Here is a 17,221-nt window from a genome sequence, read left to right as displayed (position 1 = left end):
TGATCTTCGTAATTTTTGTAACAGAGTGATTTTTGAAAGGCAGATTTGGGATTTGAGTCAGGTGTCTTTTTTAGTATTAATTCCATAAAAGTGATGGCCTCAGGAATATCTTTAAGCCATTAAATGTAGGAGGTAATTTTGATGAAAGCGTTAACAGGAAATCGAAACTGGATGTTCGCTATCATAGGTAGCGCATGTCTGGTTGGCGCAGCGGTGGGGGTGGCTCAAAAAGATACGAGCACTGATATTCCCACGGCGGCGACCGTCAATGAATTGTCGAATGTATTCCGTGATATCAGTCGCAGAGCAATGCCAGCGATTGTCTCAATTGAAACGGTCAGCAAGACTTCAGAAGTCGCTGATTCAAAAGCGATGCCCTTTGATCAAAATTCACCCTTTCAGGATCTGTTTGAAAATGATCCCCGTTTCAAGGACATGTTCAAACAATTCCAGAACCAGCAAAATCAACCTCGGCGTCGGGCACCCCGAAAAATGGGAACTGGTTCCGGATTTATCATCAATAAGTCTGGTCTGGTGATGACCAACTCGCATGTGGTGAATGGTGCCGACGTTGTCAAAGTGACCTTGAATGATGGTCGTGTCTATACCGCAAGTGACATTCGGATGGACCCCCGTTCTGACGTGGCCGTGATTAAAATTGATGCACCAGATCTGAAAGCACTTCCCATGGGCGACAGTTCTAAAATGGAAATTGGTGACTGGGTGCTGGCGATTGGAAATCCCTTTGGGATCGGAATGAGTGTCACGAACGGGATCATTAGTGCCAAAGGTCGTGGACCGGGTATCAATGACCGCGAAGACTACCTGCAGACTGATGCTGCCATTAACCCTGGTAACAGTGGTGGTCCGCTGTTGAACTTGCGTGGTGAAGTCATTGGTATCAACACTGCCATTTCCAGTCGCAGTGGTGGATACGATGGTGTTGGATTCGCGATTCCTGTGAATATGGCACGCTGGGTCTCCGGTCAGTTAATTGATCACGGAGTTGTGAAACGCTCCTTCCTGGGTGTTGGCATTCAGCCAATCAGCAATGAACTGGCGAAATCCTTTGATATCAAAGTCGGCCAGGGTGCAATCATCACACAGGTGATGGAAGGTTCTCCTGCTGAAGCAGCCGGTTTGAAAACAGGCGACATTATTCTGAACTTTGCGACTAAGGATGTCTCCGGACCTCGTAACCTTCAGGGAATTGTGGAACAGTTGGTTGTTGGTAAATCCTACATGATGGAACTTTTAAGAGATGGCAAACGCATCAATAAAAATATCACCATGAAGGAAATGCCGAAGAGCTTCTCAGTCGCGAAAGATGAAAAACCTCTTGATGGTAAAAAGACAGAGAAGCCGAAAACGAGTGTCAATGAACTGAAGATTGAAGTTCAACCTTTAACCGAAGAACTGGCGAATCAGCTAGGCTACTCGGATCATGTGAAGGGAGTGGTGATCACTTCCGTCGAACCTGGTAGTGCTGCTGAAGAAGTTGGTTTAATGAAAGGTATGATTATTGAAAAGATTGGGACAACTGAAGTCTCTTCGATGGATCATTTCAATCAAGGATTGAAAGAAGCAAAAGGTAAGGACAGCGTATTGCTGCTGGTCAGAAACCACAGCGGTGCCCGATTTGTTGTGGTTCCTAAGAAGTAGTTTCAGGAATGTACTCTCCTGAAAGTGACTGGTGCAAGTCTCCGTCACAGGAGGCTTGTGCCAGCACCAGTAGCGGAAAGAGCCGTCCTCATTGATAATTCCTCACCGCATCGTATGCGGTTCCGCGTGACGTCTCGGTGGTATTCTTGGAGTACCATCGAGGCGTTTTTTTGTTGAAGTCAACTGGTTGCCTGCGGTGTTTCCGTTTCAGAAGGGGGTTCTGTTTCGATCTGATCGCTGTTGAATACGACTTCGATCAGCGTCGTCACGCCGCGATGCGATTTGGGATTGTAGCCTTTGCGTAGCTGGAGTCTCCAGACGAGCTCGCCTTTCAGATCATCGATTCCCGCTTCATTCGTGGCGACATACGTTTCGAAACTTTCACCCGGCTCCAAATTTTGTGGTTTCTCTTCCTGATTGATATTCTGATCTTTCAGATTCCATTCCCAAGAGGGGGGCATATCGTAAACCAGCACACGTTTACCGTCGGTCCGCTTCTGATCAACACGACTGACAAAGTTGTTCGCACGCAGTTGTGACTCCTGCGTCTTACCAGAGACACGCGTTAAAAGTAGTTTCTGGTCGAGTGGCTCGAAGGTCTGATCAGTTGAGACATTTTCGAATCGCAGGTAAAGCTTCAATACATCTTGCGAAGGTTTGCGGGTTTTGGTGGCGTCGCCGGTATAATGCTCGAACTCGAGTGGGCCACGCGTGACACGCAGCGGAGTCACCAGAATATTGCCGAACCGCCGCCCGGGGCCTCCCAGTATTAAAGTGTGGCCGGGAGGCAACTCCGCGTTTTCCGGAACCAGCTGCAGTGCGATTTCATCATTTTTGATTGGTGGTTTGAGATCGGGCAGGCTTTCCAGTTGATGTGGATCACCAAGATACTTCGCATATAACAACATCGCGACCATAATGGTGGCGGCGATGGCGTAGGTCAGTGTCAGCGTGAATAATCTTTTGGAGACAACTTTTGGTTTGCGGTAGTCTGCCGGCGCGGCCGGGCTTTCCGGTTCAGAAGCGGGTTCCTCTGTCTCCGCCGTTTCTGTTGTGGATTCTTCGGGTGCGGTTTCTGCTGCGGATGTTGTCTCTTCTTCCGGCGTGGATTCGGCGACTTCTGCGGAGTCCTCTTCTGCTGGTGTTTCGATTTCCTCTTCAGGATTCTCCGTTTCTGAAGTGGTGGTCGCTGACTCAGCTTCTGTGTCTGTTTCTTTAGACTCCTCACTTTGATCGGGAACAAAGGAGAACGGAGCCGATGATTCTGCTTCGGGCGCTGTCTCTGTCAGGTCGAAGTTGTCTTTGTCCTCTTCTGAGTTCAGATGTGCGAAAGCATGCACCGATTCCAGGCCGGCATTTTCTTCCGCTGTGGTTGCCGAGTCATTGTCTATGTCTGCGGTTTCGTCTACTGCGGCTTCGTCTGTTTCAGCTTCGTCTGCAGTGGCTTCATCTGCTACGGTTTCAGCAGCATCATCGGAACCGCCAGGCAGGAAGGAAAAGTTGCTTGCCGGACGCTTGGGTTGTTTCTTACTGGAATTGTTTTCATTCGCCCCAGGAAGAAATGCAAACGGTGAGGCTGCTTCACTGTCGGCAGAAGTCGCTTCCTCTGTTGACTGATCTTCCGTTTCTGCTTCCGCCTCCGTGATGGCAGGCGTGTCGGGATCCAGGGCTTTCGTTTCTTCTGTCTCCTCCGAGACCAGGACTGGTTCTTGGGTTTCCGGGTCGACTTGCAAGTGCTTCTCACAGAGCGGGCAGGCAACAACTTCTGCGACCTCTTCGATTTGGATGGAACCCCCACAAGCGGGGCAGGTAACATCAATACTCATCCATTTCTCCGGTTGATTTCATTACATATTAGGAAGGCGGCTGTGCCAGCAGACGATCAGGCAGAAATTCCATCTGTAGATCTCTGGTTTCAGACAGCCATGATCTGGTTGAGACATTGGCAAATCAGGAGTGCTCCTTGGCAAGCTGTCTCCAGTCTATTCTGTCCTGAGTCTGGTGGTGAAGCAAGTTCGACTGCCAATCAAAGGGGACAAAAGATAAAACGGGCACGGTTGTCCATTGTTGTATCTGCGCCGCATTTGAAGTCCGCGATTCATCGCTGAGTTCGGGATCGACGTCATTCAGAATCAGTCCGGCGATTGAAAAGCCGCGGTTCTGCAAGACTTCGATGGTTAACAGGCTATGATTGATGGTACCCAGGCCGGCACGTGCTACAATCAGAATCGGAAAGTTCAATGCGGCTGCGAAGTCAACAACCAGCAGATGTTCTGACAGAGGGCAGAGGATGCCGCCCACACCTTCGACGACTAGAAAGTCGACCTGGTCCTGCCACCAGAGGGCTCCCTGGCGTAACAACGCTTCATAAACCAGTTTGCCCTCTTTTTCTGCGGCGACCGGTGGTGCCAGTGGGGCGTGGAATGTTTGAGGGCAGATACGTTCTGCAGGAAATGTGCCACCGATTGCTTCAGTCAGCAGGGTGACATCTTCCCAGTATTGCTCTCCGGTCTGTTCTGCAGTGAGACTGCCGCTGCAGGCTGGTTTATATGCGCCTGTGCGTATTCCCTCGGACGTCAACTGTCTGGCGATGGCACTGGAAATATACGTTTTACCGACGCCCGTATCGGTGCCGACAATCATCAATCCGGGTATGCTTGGTGAGGTATTGTTCACGTTTTTTCCTGGTTTGTTCAGACATCTTGCCCGTATTATGGAACAACCGCTGGTCCCTGCTTGCGATCCGGTGGGTTTCGCTTTTATGATTCTATTATACAGAAGCCAGCGCTATCTGCATGGGGTGTGGAGTCAGTTTTCCGCACATCCGCAGACGCTGCAAGTAAGGCAAACTGGCATATACTCGAATTTCTTGAAGAGAATTCAGATCGACCAATGAAACGTAAAAGAGGATCCTCCGGCGGTGCCAGTCTCGATTCACTGCTGGATACGATGACGAATGTGGTTGGCATTCTGGTAATTCTGCTGACGGTGACTCAGTTAGGAGTCGGCGAGGCAGTCGAACGCATCAAAGAAGCGCTGCCAGAAATTACCGATGAAGATATGGAACGTTCCAAAAAAGAGGTGGAAGATCTCGATTCCCTGCTGAAGCTGGAAAAAGAGCAGTTGCAGACAGTCAAAGAGCTGACGCAGCAGAAGAAGGTCGTCAATATTGACGAACAGAAGAAGCTGGCGGAAAAGCTGAAGCAAGAGCTGGAGAAATTAAAAGAGATTCAGCTTAATATTGAAGAGCTGAAGAAGCAGATCGCGGAACGGGACAAAAAAGTGAAAACGATCGAGGAAACGATCGTTACGAAGGAAACCGAGCTTGCTGAGATCAAGGCCAAACTGGCCAAGACACCGGATCCGGGACCGACGCCGAATGCCAAGATTGTGAATCTGCCCAATCCCCGCGATGCACCCAAAGAAGCGAAGCCCGTGGAATATGTCTGCCACAATGGTCGGGTTTTGCGTGTGGAGATCCCGCTGCTACAGGCATTAGCGTTGAAAGCCATTGCCCAGAGCCGACTTGTGACGGCCCAAGAGCAAGCGGTGGACTGCGACAAGCTGGTCAAATTATTTGAAAACAAGAATGTAGGGAACCGTGACTGGCGCATTAAACTCAAGCCCGCCGGCGGTGTGCCTTACCTGATTTTGGAGCCACGTGAGGGGCGCGGGGATACATCGGAACGGCTCCGAAAACCATCGGCCCTGTTTCGGCAGGAACTGAAGCGAATCAATCCGCGGCTGTTTTATCTGAATTTTCGCGTTTGGTCGGACAGTTACGACGCCTATCTGGTTGCGCGGGAATATGCTGATCAGCGTGGTGTACTGGCGGGGTGGACAGCCTTGGACAGCAACTCTGAATTCCGGGTTCCGCTGGGGGGCAACCTCAAGCTGACTTGCGAAGGGTATGTTCCGCCCAAAACAACACCCAAGCCACCTGAGCCGGATTTGCTCCCCCCTCCCACAGAGCGGAAGCTACCTGGCAATAAAATCGACTAAGGTCATTTCAGGGAGCTTTGCCTTTTCGATGCGCGGTTCAAACTCCTGACTTTATTACTGCATGCGCTTTTCAAAAAATCAATGAACAGATTCGTACTGCTAGTCAAATATCTGCTCAAGCCCCTCCCATAAAGCAGGGGAGGCTCGGGCTGAGGTGTTTCCTTTGTTAACAAGGATCTACAAAGCTTTTGATGGGGAAGGCTTTTCTGTTTTCTCTATTTTAAACCGAAGTGCCCCGCTTTATGCTTCTCTAGATTTGCTAATCGTTACAGAGTCATGGTCGATTTGTGTTCGAAACCATCAGTCATTTTTGATCAAAAAGTAACTCGAACGTTTTCTCATGCTGCCCTCAACAGTCGGTCGATTCAGTCCTATGTGGCACTGAAAAAGAGCCCTGAGGAATCACAAAGTTCCTGTCTCAACACGAGGTTGAAAAGTCTGTGGTTGTAGAATCTTCCCACCAGTATTCTCTGGAAATCACTAAGGGAAAAACAAAATTTCCCATCCGTCCTCTTCAGGGGACTCGTCTGACGATTGGAGCAGGCACATGTTGTGGTCTCCAGTTAGCCGGCGATGGCATGCCGATCCTGCATACGGTAGTGCATCTTGAACCGGGGGAAGTCAAAATCGAAGCCATCGCTCCTCAACCAAAATTATTACTGAATGGGATCCCAGTTCAAACATCAGTCGTATCTGATGGCGATGTGATTACAATTGGGGCAATCGAATTTGTATTTCGTCTGTCCAGCCCACAAACAGCAACGCGCATTTCCACCGCTAGATTATCTGGCTCGCCGCTTGAGACGAGCGCACTTATCACCCCAGATAAAAAAAGAGATCACTCAATGACGAATGAAACTACTCTGAAGGACCTGTCAGCGTCTGAATTAATCGACCTGATCGAGCAGGATTTCCAATTGATTGAACAATATGAATCACGAAGGGAACAGGGAGCTGCTGCATTGCTGTCTCAGATTAAGCATCAGCAGGAAGAACAGGAAGAGCAGGTTGCCAACCAGGAAGTACTTTCCGAAGAAGAACAGATGGGGCTGCTGGCTGACCTGGAAGCGATGATGGAAGAACTGACAAGGTTCTCTGAAGAGTTACAACAACGAGCAGACCAACTCACCAGCCGCGAACAACACTATGAAGTTGCCGCTGCTTCCTTAATGGAAACACAGGAAAAACTGGCCTCGCAACTGGATCGCACATTGGACCACGTCGGTTCACTCAAAGACGACCAGAAAGAAGAAGATGGCCCGAAACGTGCGATTGCCTGATACATTATTATTTACATTCCCTCCTGTGTGAGTTCAGCAATTTGAATTCACACAGGATTTTTTTATGCCTGCTCAGTCAGAAATGATGCCAGGTAGTGTTGATTTATTGGTTTTGAGTGTGATTCTCATGATTGTAACCTTTCCGAGATCGGCATTAACCGCGGCTAACGCCGTGCAGCTGATCCGGTTTTTGGTGATTTCCCAGCCGGAATGACTTATTAGCCGAAGGGCGTTAGCCCCGGTTACTTCCATTTGCAAAGAGGCATTCGAATTAAGAAACGCTACCTTGAATCATGAGCATGCGCAGGCTCTTTTCTGAAAGCACGCAGGTAATGTGGGCTCATACGATCAAAGGCCTGTCGCTTGATTTCAGGATGCTTCGCGAAATCGCAGCGATGGCTTTTCGATGGTGACAATCGTATTGGGCAGCACGCTCTTCATCAACGAGACACTGGCGCCAATCACAGCATCCTGGCCGATCACCGTGTCGCCTCCGAGAATCGTCGCATTGGCATAAATAACGACGCCTCGTTCGATCGTGGGATGTCGTTTCTGTTCACGAATAATGCGGCCTTCCGAGTCTTTGGGAAAGCTCAAGGCACCCAGAGTGACCCCTTGATAGACTTTCACATTCTCGGCAATTTCGCAGGTCTCGCCAATCACAACACCGGTACCATGGTCAATGAAGAATGAGTTGCCGATGGTAGCACCGGGATGAATGTCGATTCCGGTTTGTGAGTGTGCCCATTCCGATAGCATGCGTGGGATGATAGGCACATCCATTTTGTACAATTCATGCGCGATACGATAGATGGTGATTGCTTCCAGGCCGGGATAGCAGAAGATGATTTCATCAAAGCAGGTCGCCGCCGGATCGCCATCGAGGGCAGCCTGGACGTCGGTCGCCAGAGCACGTCGGATTTCAGGAATCGTTTCCAGGAACTGGATCGTCTTCTTTTGACCTTCCGCCTCAAAATCGATCTTATGGAGTTCTTCGCAGTCGGCTCCATGCTTCTGAACATACTGGTGCCGCATCGCGCGGCCGATTTGTACTGTCAGAATATCATGCAGTGAATCAATGATATTTCCAACGTGATAAGTCACATTTCCCAAGTGCAGATTCTGACGACGGCTGTAGCCCGGAAAAATAACGTCTTTCAATTCCTGAGCCGCTTCGATGACGGCATCCTGACTTGGCAGAGGACAATGACCTAAATGATGAACCGTACCAATCTCATGATAGGTTTCTACAATGCGGTCAGTGATTTCGGGGAGTCGCTCTTTTTGCCGGAAATCCGTAGCCATTAGAATTTTCCTGCCTGTCGGTTAGGATCGAATTGGGTTCTGAAAACTGATGTCAGCCCTAGTAATTCAGGACACTGTGAGATCAGTAAAAGTTCTTTAAATTGCCTTAAGTTCCAAGCTTCTTCCCTGAATTCTATGCTTGCCAGTGAAATCACTACAAGTAGACAGGAAAAAAAAGGCCCTCTAGTCTCAAATCGGCGTCCCTGTAACCGGAAATTGAGAAATTCTCATAATCCGTTTAATTGGTGCAGGTATTATTGGGGAAGCGCGGAATTCTGCTACTGCTCATTCTCTGAGCTTCCGATTCAACAGGGCAGCTTTGTCCACTTGGTCCTACGTTGTAAGTGATGAAATAACAACATGATAAGGACTGTTTTTTGCAGTTTGCCCAAACTGAAAAATCTCCAAAGGGTTCAATCCTCACGTATAAAACCGCCGATAGACACTCTGATAGAGGTTCCTGAATCCTTCGTATCGCAACCATTGATATGACGAGTCCCCTTCCGACGGGAAAGAGATTGTGAATCATCCCACCAGATTGCTCCGCTGGCTTGCTCCGCCCGTTCGTCAGGAACGAGATGACTGGACGGCTCTACGTTCGCAGACGTCAGAGCCACTGAAATTTGACGACGCGGAATATACCATCCTGAGAAAACAGTATCAGGAACTGAACGAGCAAAATCAGGAACTGAAAATCGCCGGGCAACAACGGACGCTGATTCAGTTACATATCCGGGTGCAGGTCATTCTGCAGAGATGCCGGCTCTATCTGGATACGAATCCCACACATACGGTTTCGCAGCCGCAATTGCCGATTCTGGAGCGAATTTTGGATTATGTGCGACAGGAGCAGCAGTACATTCGGCAGCAGTTGCTCTTAAGCCAGACCTCATTGCATTATCTGAAACAATTGAAAGAGGCGACGCAGGAAATCTGGACGAAGTCATTTTGTAATCCGAACTATCTGCTCAATCTGATTCGGAAGATCAAAAATGATGACGTGCATCTGAATGATCCGGGGCAGATCTTGTTTTTATCATTCAATGATTTTCTGGATGTCGCCCATCAGAGTATGCCAGATGAGGATTTGCCAGTCTATGCACGCGGTCTCGAAGCAGCCCGCTTGATCAATTCCGTAAGCCGACAGGTGCGGGAATGGCGGGAAAATGAAGATTTGTTATTGATGGCAGGTTTATTACATGATTTTGGTTGGTTGATGCTGAAGCAAAATAAGACCGGCCTTTCCGACGATCAACAGAAAATCGTAGAGGATGAACGGGGAGAGCACCCTGTTCTGGGAGCAGCCTTAGTGGGAGGCGTGCGTGGTTTTCCGGGAGATTCGTATTTGTGCGAAGTTGTGTCACAACACCACGAGCGATTGGATGGAACCGGTTATCCACGTCGGTTGCACACTTCTGCACTCGGCGAGCACTCGCGGCAGATGGCGGTCGTCTGCCGCTTTCTGGAGTTGAAAAATAACCCGCGCGAATTGACGGCTGACGGAATCCGCAGTTTTGACAGTGAAGAAGCAGCCTTTGCCGCAGCACTGCAATTGTATCGAGAAACAAAGCGCGGTGAATGGGATGAGACCGTCGTCGATCAGATGTTGTCTACCCTGGATCCAAATTTGCCCGAAGAACTGCTTCAGGCCGATCAACATAATGACCCTTTTTCGCTCAGGCGGTTCCAGAACTATCGCCGTGATGTCTCAGAGTCACTGATACCGCCACCTCACTTTCATGCAGGCACTGATTTGACCAAAATGAAACCGAGGAACGAGAGCTAAGACAAATTGTCCTCATGCGTAGCGGGCCGGGCAACGCTGATGGGATCAACGGAACGTCAATACGCGACAACAAACCCGAACCCGGGCAAATGTAAGTTATGGCACAAAAGAACAACTCTCAAAGCGAAATTACCTTCGCCGCAGACGGGTACTGGGCAGAAGCACGAAAGCCGCTGGTCTGTCTGGTGTTTCTGGCGCCGTTGTTATTGATTTATGAGTTGGGCGTGATTTCGATGGGGGGAAGCCAGCCGGAGTTGATTCGCAATGGTGCCGACTACTGGATGCGGAGCTGGTTATCGCAACTGGGGCTCACACAAACATTTCTCCTGCCGGCACTGATTGTTGGCACCCTGTTGATGTGGCACATTGTGTTGAAGCATCCCTGGAAGTTTTCCGGCGAGACGCTGCTGGGGATGTTCGCCGAAAGTCTGTTGTTTGCGTTCTGTCTGATCATCTTAGGTCAGGTACAGGATCTGGCGTTTCAGCAATTACCGCAGCCGGTGACGATGTTTATCGAACGGGAGTCGGCTTCGCGCGTGGTCAGTTTTGTTGGAGCTGGCGTCTACGAAGAGGTTATGTTTCGTCTGCTGTTGCTGCCTCTGTGTTATCTGCTCTTTCGGGGGATGCTGCTTGAAGTGCGTCCCTCAGCCATTCTGGCGATTATTACAACGAGCCTGATCTTCTCACTGGCGCATTACATCGGAGCCTCAGGGGATCAGTTTTCGGTCTTCAGTTTCACGTTTCGAACAGTGGCAGGACTCTTCTTTGCTGGTCTGTTTTTTCTGCGTGGGTTCGGAATCACCGTCGGCGCGCACGCGACCTACGATGTCATCGTGGGAGTCATGCTGGTCTCAAGCCCGTAAGCGCGTGCTGCGTTTCAGGAATTACCAGAAGCGATAATAGCTGCGACCGTAGTAGCCCATGTTATAGCCGGACTGAAACACCAGACTCCCATACAAGGTCGGCCGATAAGGCCAGAGCCCGCAGCCTAACCCGTAATAGCTACCATAATATCCGGGGTAGTAGGACCACGGAGAACCGTAGTAGGCGCCCCAGTAAGGAGCATAGGTTCCCCAGTAGGGAGTGTAACTCCCCCACAATGGTGCATAACTTCCGCCGAACACACTGTAACTGCCGGCATAAGGCGAACAGTAGCAGGAAGAATACGCGTTCCAGGCACCGCAAAACCGACGGGGGTAGTATGTGTTATAGCCGTAATAGGAATAACTGCTGGCAGCCGGGTAGCCATAAAAACGATAGTAACCAGGGCGGTAGTATCGATAACTGGACGCCGCTGCGTAAGGGCGATATCGGTAGTTATACCGCCGGGCGCCATAACCATAGTATGTGGAACGGGGCACCGTATAGTTCCGATAATAACTGGATCGGGGGGAGTAGCGGTGGCGGTATGCCGAATGGTTGCGATAGCGGGCGCTGGCTGACGAAGAGTAATAAGGACTGCGATAGCCGGAAACAGAAACCGAGCGTGACGCCGCCTCAGACTGGGGATGATTCATTCCCAGTGTGCACCAGCAGAGACATAACAGCATGCAAAATCGTAAAGACAACACTTGATCGCCTATCATGGTTAGCGGTTACCCGTCTTCCCTGACGCTGATCAATGACATCCTTTTATATTGAATTTTGGTTTAAAATTCGAACAACGATTGCGTTTTGACCACGGCCAGTTCATCGGGGAACGTGTGAAACGCGTGGATCAACAGGCTCGACTGATTGGCTTCAAAATCAATGATGCTCAAAGCACCGGGAGTGAGCCGGCTTTCTGAAACAAAGTGATACGCCAAGTCGGCTCGTTCTGCATCCATCAAATATTCTTCATGCACGTTTTTGAAAATCGTATAGTCGAGTTCTTCCAGTTGATAGCTGACCTGATAATACAGTCCGGAATCCAACTGAACCGATTCGGATCGGCAACCTCGCACCGGTTTTTCCAGCAGACGTTTCTGGCTCGGCAGCGGATTTTGAAACGAAGTCAAAATCTCACACACCGATTTTTTCTGATGTTGAATACTGGCGATGTGGCCGGTTTCACAGATGCGTAACGTCGCAGAAAAATCTTTCTGCACCACTTCCACAGTAGCGCAAGTTGTGTAAAGTTCGGGATGGATGGAGCGCCCTATTAAGCGAAAGATTAAATCATTTACTTTCGGTCTGGCGGATCGGACACTCATTCTCGTGATTCCCAAAAAATGGAAATAGGTATTATATAACTACTTAACGATTTCTGAAGTCGATCAAACCCCATCGAATTCAGCCTCGGCTCCTCGAAATCATGCTCTGATTCTAAGCGATCGGAAGACCAATTCCAAACATGGTTTGATAAGAATTTCAAAGTCCCTTCTATTTTTAAGTTCGCTGAATTTGAGATTGACTTTGGGGGCGTCAATTGACTGTCGGCATCGAAGTTGAAAGTTCAACTTGACTCAATTACAAATGTAATTATACTTCTGCAATTACACTTGTACTTGAAGGGAGAGAAATGACCGAACGACCTGCCCTCTCCAAAGGGGAAATGGAAATTGCCCGTGCGTTATGGGACTTGAAACATGCAACAGTGCGTGAGGTGTTTGAAACGTTCCCCCAATCGCGAGGCATTGATTTCACAACCGTCCAGACCTACTTGCGCAGGCTGGAGAAGAAAGGCTATGTGAACGTCAAGCTTGATGGCCGCACGCGCATTTATTCGCCACGTGTCAAACCGCGCACGGTGATTCGGGAAACGGTCGACGATCTGGTCGACCGACTCTTTGCCGGCGAAACGTTTCCGTTAATGCAACATCTGATTGAAGACCGCAATGTCAGCCGTCAGGATCTGGATGCATTAAAGACCTTGCTGGACCAATTGACGGAGGAACGCGATGCATCTGAATGAGACGACGCTCGTGCATTTGGTCTGGCAGCAAGTCTGGCAATGCTCACTGCTGGTGCTCGTGGTCTTTCTGGTTTGCAAACTGATCCGCTTCCACCGTGCGCATCTGACGTTTCTGTTGTGGTTCCTGGTGCTGATCAAATTTATGACGCCGCCACTCTGGAGCAGTTCCAGCGGACTCTTTTGCTGGGTACAGGAGTCGCTGCAGCAAACCGCGACCGCAGACCCGCTGCTAGCGGAAGAGGGGGGACTCACGCTGACCGAATCGATCCGGCAATCTCTGGGGGATGATCTGAGTCAGCTACCCGCACTCGACTCACACGCCCGACGCACCAAGATCACAGTACATAATGATAATGGCGCTGTTCAGACAACCAGAAAGCATGACTCGAAAACAACCACCGTTCTTAACGCAAGCGAAAATCAAAAACCTGAAATACACACATCTGCCTGGACTTTCTTCCCTGTTTTATTGTGCCTCTGGTTGGGCATCGCGGCTCTGATCTTGACTGTAATGGGCGTTCGCTATGGACGCTGCTGGATCATGTTACGGCGATCGGGAACGCAGGCGCACCCGGAACTGGAAACGCTGCTCGCACGATTATGTGATGAACTGCAATTAAAACGCCGCGTCAGATTGTTAGTCACGAACAGTCGCCTCGGGCCAGCGGTGATTGGCCTGTTTTATCCGCTGATTGTTTTGCCCACGGCAATCACCCACGCGCGGACCATAAAAGATCTCGAACCGATCCTGGCACACGAACTGATTCACATTCGCCGCGGCGACCTGTGGTTTGGACTGTTCCAATTATTAACGTCGGTAGTCTGGTGGTTTCATCCGCTGGTCTGGTTCACGGGCCGCCGGTTGAAGCTGGAAATCGAACAGTGTTGCGATGAAGAAGTGCTGGCCGGATTGAACTGTGATCCACGAGTATATGCAAAATGTCTGCTGGAAGTATTGGAGCTAAAGCAGACCCTTAACACGGTACCCGTTGTGCCGGGCGTGCGTCCGGTGGAAATTACCTCAAAACGTCTGGAGCGAATTATGAAACTGGGACAAGGATGTCAAAAACGAACCCCCTGGTGGTGCTGGCTGGTGTTCGTCATGCTGTCAGCGATCGTGCTGCCCGGCGCCGCGTTTGTCGTGACGGCTGCCGACCCGCCTGAAAGGTTACGGGCGATAGATAAAACGTTGGTGACAGAGAAAACCGAGAGTACTGAGCTCAGCCAGCAGCCGGAAACGGGGCCAATCCAGTCGCTGCCTTTTTATGATGAGCTGAAACATGTCGTAAATTTGAATGAACGTTTCCGAGATATGTATTCAACCGATCTTCCTTATCTCTCGCCAGAGATTGATATGCGCGATTGGGTTTCTCGTTCGGTGAGTATTCGTGTTTATCCGATTAAGGAGTTGCTCGAACAGACCCGTCAGGCGGTGGGGGCTGTGGAAGCGGAATTGGTTTTAGAAAAAAAACTCAATTCACAGATTTTGAAAATCAGAGAGATCTGGGCTGCAAATCAGAAACCAGCTTCTAGTCCTGGAGCACCATTCTTTTTTGAAACAGTTCAAGTGCCACTAAAGGATGAGCGAAAGAAATACAAGATCGTAATCTATGGTGGAAGTTGTATTCGGAATGACCACCTGATTGTGTGGGCGAAGGATGAACTATATCACCGGCAAGTTGAACAGGCGTTGGCAGACCTGAAACCCGAAGAAATCTCGCCATTAGAACTGAAAACGAAATTGATTGCGGTTCCACGCAGCCTGCTGGACCAGATCAGCTCGAAACGGAAGAATACGAAAGTGTTTCAGGTGAAGCAGGTTCCGGCTACTGAAGGAGCGAAGCCGGGTGAACTTGTTTCCGTGGGGCCTGAAACGGTCAGTCGGACTTCTCTGGTTTGCGAAGTACTGGATCAAAAACGCTTTCATGAAATTCAACAAATGATACAGTCATCATCGCGCAGCCAGCTATTGTCGGCTCCACAGGTCAGGTTCATGGACGGACAGTCTGTTCAAATAGAAACGAAAAAACGTTCTGAGTTTAAGTCGAAATTTAAGGGGCGCGGACAGCAATTTTCCGTCGTCAATGCGGATGTCGGCCTTGATATGAATGTGACCTATTCCGAGAGGAAGGGGATCAATCAACGGGGGATGCTGGAATATCAGATCGCATATTCTGAAATCGGCGGTCTGAAAAAACAGAAAGTACTCGATCTAAAAATCGGTGAGGAACAGGAAATTGAGGTGCCATTAGTTGTTGAACGCCGTTTTAATGCTGCCAGCCTGATGAAACCGGGACAGATTTTGCTGGTAGGCGGCTTAGATCTGCAACAGGGCACGGAGGAACCGAACGTGCTATTAGTCATGTTCCAGCTGGAAAAGGTGCAGCCCGTTGAAACGGGTCAAGTGCTGCACGGCGTGGGCGTCAACAGCGACGCTGGCCTAACGGGATGGATTCAGCTTGATGAATCGAACTTTAAGAAGAAGCTGGTTACTGAGGTCTATCCGGTTGCCGATTTGGTGGTCCCCGTTCCACGTAAGCTTTCCATCCCGGGCAAGAAGCCCGACACAGCCCCACCGGTGCCGGAACCGCGGTTTGAACCATTGATCGAATTGATCAAACAGAATGTCACGTCGGATGCCTGGGACGAATCCAGGGAAGACTATAGTTCGATCATGCCTTATCCCAAAATGCTGGCACTGGTCGTGCGGCATACGCGGGAAGGGCATGAGCAACTGGCTGAGTTACTGATGAAGCTCAGGGCTGTTCAGGAAAAGATGTTGCAGTTGAATATGCAAGTTGTTGTTGTAGATGATATGCAGGCATGGCTCAAAGAGTGGGATCTGTCTCAATCCTATGAGGACCGAAAATTATTACAGCAGTTGCAGGCACACAACACCAATCACGGCATCGTGCTGAATTCAAAGCAGGTCGCATCAATGAAACAGATGTGGGAACAAAAGAAAGGCGTGAATCGTTTGCAACTGTCTAAGCTCACGCTATTCAATGGACAGTCCACAGAACTGAGTCTATTTGGTGAGCCTCCACCTGACGAAAAACCACAATATCGCGTTCAAGTACGACCGGAGTTACTGCAATATCAAACAGTTCGGCTTTCGTATATCATCAATGCCAAAGATGCACTGGATGCGCTCTCTCAGATCAACACGGCGATCATTCCCAAGGGAAAATCCGTATTGATCGATGTGACTGATCATATCACAGATAAAGAATCGGCATTCCTGTTCCAGCAATGGGTCCGTCAGACTCAACTGAGTTTTCCTAAAAAAAACAAACGTTGTTTTCTGCTGGTTACACCATCGGTGTTGAAAGTTTCTGATGCAGTTAAACAGCCGGCTACTCTCCCTCGCCCTTCACGTTGAACACCAGATACTGTCCGTCGGGGGTGAAGCAGACACCGCCGGTAATTCTGCCGTGGACTTTGATGTCGATCGGTTCGGGGGCTTTGTCTTCGGCGGGGTTAAACTTGTGTAATCGGCGCGGTTCGGTCTGCGGGCAGAACACGATCAGGTCTCCCTGGGGATGCCAGGCAAAGTCGTCATAGGGAGCCCGTTTGTTGTTATAATGCACCTTATAGCCTGCCTGTATGCCGTTGACACTGATGGTGGCGACGTCGTGCGTTTTGTCGGATGCCTTGCGGCCCTTGAAGCAGAGCCAGTTACTGTCAGGTGACCAGGTCATATTCCAGAACAGACTGGTGTAAGGGCTTTCGCCGGCGGGAAAGAGCTCGGTTTTCTTGTCTTCAATCAGATCATAAACCAGGATGGTGGCTCTGCCGCCGCTGAGAATTCGGTAGGCGATCTTTCTACCATCCGGTGACCACTGGGCACCCCAGCCTCTGGGGTCGATCATTTTACGATTCGTTCCGTCGGCGTTCATGATGACGATGCCGGCTGGCTTAGGTTGCGAGAAGACGATTCGCTTTCCTCCCGGCGACCAGTTGGGCATGGCGCCCGAGCCTAAAACTTTGAGATCACTGCCATCCGCGTTGGCGATGAGAATCTGCACGCTGGCAAATTTTTCTCCCTCCTGTATTTTCCAGCCATCAAAGGCGAGTTTCGTTCCGTCCGCTGTGAAATCCGGGGAACCCACCTGGTGGTAGTCTTCTGCTGTCAGATAAAGTTCGGGATGTTCGCCTTCCAGAGTCGCTTTGTAAAACCGGATTCGATTCACCTTTTGCGGCTCGTCTGCGATGGACTGCGAAAGCGAGAGACAGGTACAAAGAAAACCGGCAAGTAGGGCCGGGACGATTTTGGTGAGCGTATTCATCATC

At 49.9% G+C, this 17,221-nt stretch carries 14 protein-coding genes; 8 read left to right on the top strand and 6 right to left on the bottom strand.

The genetic code is table 11. The annotated features are described in order from the left end of the window. Window positions 1–141: 141 nt before the first annotated feature. Window positions 142–1,662: a Do family serine endopeptidase gene (locus Pan241w_RS26515; RefSeq protein ID WP_145221991.1), complete on the top strand. Its 1,521-nt coding sequence runs from the start codon at window positions 142–144 to the stop codon at window positions 1,660–1,662. A gap of 179 nt (window positions 1,663–1,841) precedes the next feature. On the opposite strand, the gene Pan241w_RS26510 is transcribed toward Pan241w_RS26515, so the two are convergent. Beyond that, complete coding sequence (locus Pan241w_RS26510) at window positions 1,842–3,488, bottom strand: hypothetical protein (RefSeq protein ID WP_145221988.1); 1,647 nt, start codon at window positions 3,486–3,488, stop codon at window positions 1,842–1,844. 124 nt (window positions 3,489–3,612) lie between these two features. Further along, entirely contained in the window at window positions 3,613–4,338 is a 726-nt protein-coding gene (gene bioD / locus Pan241w_RS26505; RefSeq protein ID WP_145221985.1) for a dethiobiotin synthase, read from the bottom strand. A gap of 216 nt (window positions 4,339–4,554) precedes the next feature. On the opposite strand from bioD, the gene Pan241w_RS26500 reads away from it, so the two are divergent. The 3 genes from Pan241w_RS26500 to Pan241w_RS29525 all read left to right on the top strand — a co-directional run bounded on the left by Pan241w_RS26500 (window position 4,555) and on the right by Pan241w_RS29525 (window position 7,158). Next, window positions 4,555–5,664, top strand: a complete 1,110-nt coding sequence (locus tag Pan241w_RS26500) for a coiled-coil domain-containing protein (protein ID WP_145221982.1) — start codon at window positions 4,555–4,557, stop codon at window positions 5,662–5,664. Window positions 5,665–6,104: 440 nt separating this feature from the next. Then, window positions 6,105–6,944, top strand: coding sequence for an FHA domain-containing protein (locus tag Pan241w_RS26495; RefSeq protein WP_145221979.1), 840 nt, complete (start codon window positions 6,105–6,107; stop codon window positions 6,942–6,944). 64 nt (window positions 6,945–7,008) lie between these two features. Then, window positions 7,009–7,158 (top strand): hypothetical protein, encoded by a 150-nt coding sequence (locus Pan241w_RS29525; RefSeq protein ID WP_198000174.1) that lies wholly within the window; start codon window positions 7,009–7,011, stop codon window positions 7,156–7,158. Window positions 7,159–7,313: 155 nt separating this feature from the next. On the opposite strand, the gene Pan241w_RS26490 is transcribed toward Pan241w_RS29525, so the two are convergent. Beyond that, window positions 7,314–8,249, bottom strand: coding sequence for a serine O-acetyltransferase (locus Pan241w_RS26490; protein WP_145221976.1), 936 nt, complete (start codon window positions 8,247–8,249; stop codon window positions 7,314–7,316). Window positions 8,250–8,769: 520 nt separating this feature from the next. Here Pan241w_RS26490 and Pan241w_RS26485 point away from each other — a divergent pair. Together Pan241w_RS26485 and Pan241w_RS26480 are read left to right on the top strand one after the other, a co-directional pair. Continuing rightward, window positions 8,770–10,035: an HD-GYP domain-containing protein gene (locus Pan241w_RS26485; RefSeq protein WP_145221973.1), complete on the top strand. Its 1,266-nt coding sequence runs from the start codon at window positions 8,770–8,772 to the stop codon at window positions 10,033–10,035. 98 nt (window positions 10,036–10,133) lie between these two features. After that, the gene (locus Pan241w_RS26480; protein ID WP_145221970.1) at window positions 10,134–10,898 is read left to right on the top strand and encodes a CPBP family intramembrane glutamic endopeptidase; all 765 of its coding nucleotides are present in this window, start codon (window positions 10,134–10,136) and stop codon (window positions 10,896–10,898) included. A gap of 21 nt (window positions 10,899–10,919) precedes the next feature. On the opposite strand, the gene Pan241w_RS26475 is transcribed toward Pan241w_RS26480, so the two are convergent. Both Pan241w_RS26475 and Pan241w_RS26470 read right to left on the bottom strand, forming a co-directional pair. Further along, entirely contained in the window at window positions 10,920–11,621 is a 702-nt protein-coding gene (locus Pan241w_RS26475) for a hypothetical protein (RefSeq protein ID WP_145221967.1), read from the bottom strand. A gap of 63 nt (window positions 11,622–11,684) precedes the next feature. Further along, window positions 11,685–12,227 carry a DUF2617 family protein gene (locus tag Pan241w_RS26470; RefSeq protein ID WP_145221964.1) on the bottom strand — a complete coding sequence of 181 codons (543 nt, stop codon included), beginning with the start codon at window positions 12,225–12,227 and terminating at the stop codon, window positions 11,685–11,687. A gap of 308 nt (window positions 12,228–12,535) precedes the next feature. Here Pan241w_RS26470 and Pan241w_RS26465 point away from each other — a divergent pair, with 308 nt between their 5' ends. Together Pan241w_RS26465 and Pan241w_RS26460 are read left to right on the top strand one after the other, a co-directional pair. After that, window positions 12,536–12,928, top strand: coding sequence for a BlaI/MecI/CopY family transcriptional regulator (locus Pan241w_RS26465; RefSeq protein WP_145221961.1), 393 nt, complete (start codon window positions 12,536–12,538; stop codon window positions 12,926–12,928). Then, entirely contained in the window at window positions 12,915–16,310 is a 3,396-nt protein-coding gene (locus Pan241w_RS26460) for a M56 family metallopeptidase (RefSeq protein ID WP_145221958.1), read from the top strand. Before Pan241w_RS26465 ends, Pan241w_RS26460 begins: the two co-directional genes overlap by 14 nt. On the opposite strand, the gene Pan241w_RS26455 is transcribed toward Pan241w_RS26460, so the two are convergent. Beyond that, the gene (locus tag Pan241w_RS26455; RefSeq protein WP_232107284.1) at window positions 16,285–17,220 is read right to left on the bottom strand and encodes a TolB family protein; all 936 of its coding nucleotides are present in this window, start codon (window positions 17,218–17,220) and stop codon (window positions 16,285–16,287) included. The two genes, Pan241w_RS26460 and Pan241w_RS26455, sit on opposite strands and share 26 nt — an antisense overlap. Between the last annotated feature and the right edge of the window lies 1 nt (window position 17,221).

This window comes from Gimesia alba, assembly GCF_007744675.1.
GTDB lineage: Bacteria > Planctomycetota > Planctomycetia > Planctomycetales > Planctomycetaceae > Gimesia > Gimesia alba.
Note: the sequence above shows the minus strand (reverse complement) of the source record. Positions and strands in the feature narration are given on the sequence as shown.

Coding starts and splice junctions, on each gene's coding strand:
- Pan241w_RS26515 (WP_145221991.1), top strand. CDS start 142: ATGAAAGCGTTAACAGGAAATCGAAACTGGATGTTCGCTATCATAGGT.
- Pan241w_RS26510 (WP_145221988.1), bottom strand. CDS start 3,488: ATGAGTATTGATGTTACCTGCCCCGCTTGTGGGGGTTCCATCCAAATC.
- Pan241w_RS26500 (WP_145221982.1), top strand. CDS start 4,555: ATGAAACGTAAAAGAGGATCCTCCGGCGGTGCCAGTCTCGATTCACTG.
- Pan241w_RS29525 (WP_198000174.1), top strand. CDS start 7,009: ATGCCTGCTCAGTCAGAAATGATGCCAGGTAGTGTTGATTTATTGGTT.
- Pan241w_RS26490 (WP_145221976.1), bottom strand. CDS start 8,249: ATGGCTACGGATTTCCGGCAAAAAGAGCGACTCCCCGAAATCACTGAC.
- Pan241w_RS26480 (WP_145221970.1), top strand. CDS start 10,134: ATGGCACAAAAGAACAACTCTCAAAGCGAAATTACCTTCGCCGCAGAC.
- Pan241w_RS26475 (WP_145221967.1), bottom strand. CDS start 11,621: ATGATAGGCGATCAAGTGTTGTCTTTACGATTTTGCATGCTGTTATGT.
- Pan241w_RS26470 (WP_145221964.1), bottom strand. CDS start 12,227: ATGAGTGTCCGATCCGCCAGACCGAAAGTAAATGATTTAATCTTTCGC.
- Pan241w_RS26465 (WP_145221961.1), top strand. CDS start 12,536: ATGACCGAACGACCTGCCCTCTCCAAAGGGGAAATGGAAATTGCCCGT.
- Pan241w_RS26460 (WP_145221958.1), top strand. CDS start 12,915: ATGCATCTGAATGAGACGACGCTCGTGCATTTGGTCTGGCAGCAAGTC.
- Pan241w_RS26455 (WP_232107284.1), bottom strand. CDS start 17,220: ATGATGAATACGCTCACCAAAATCGTCCCGGCCCTACTTGCCGGTTTT.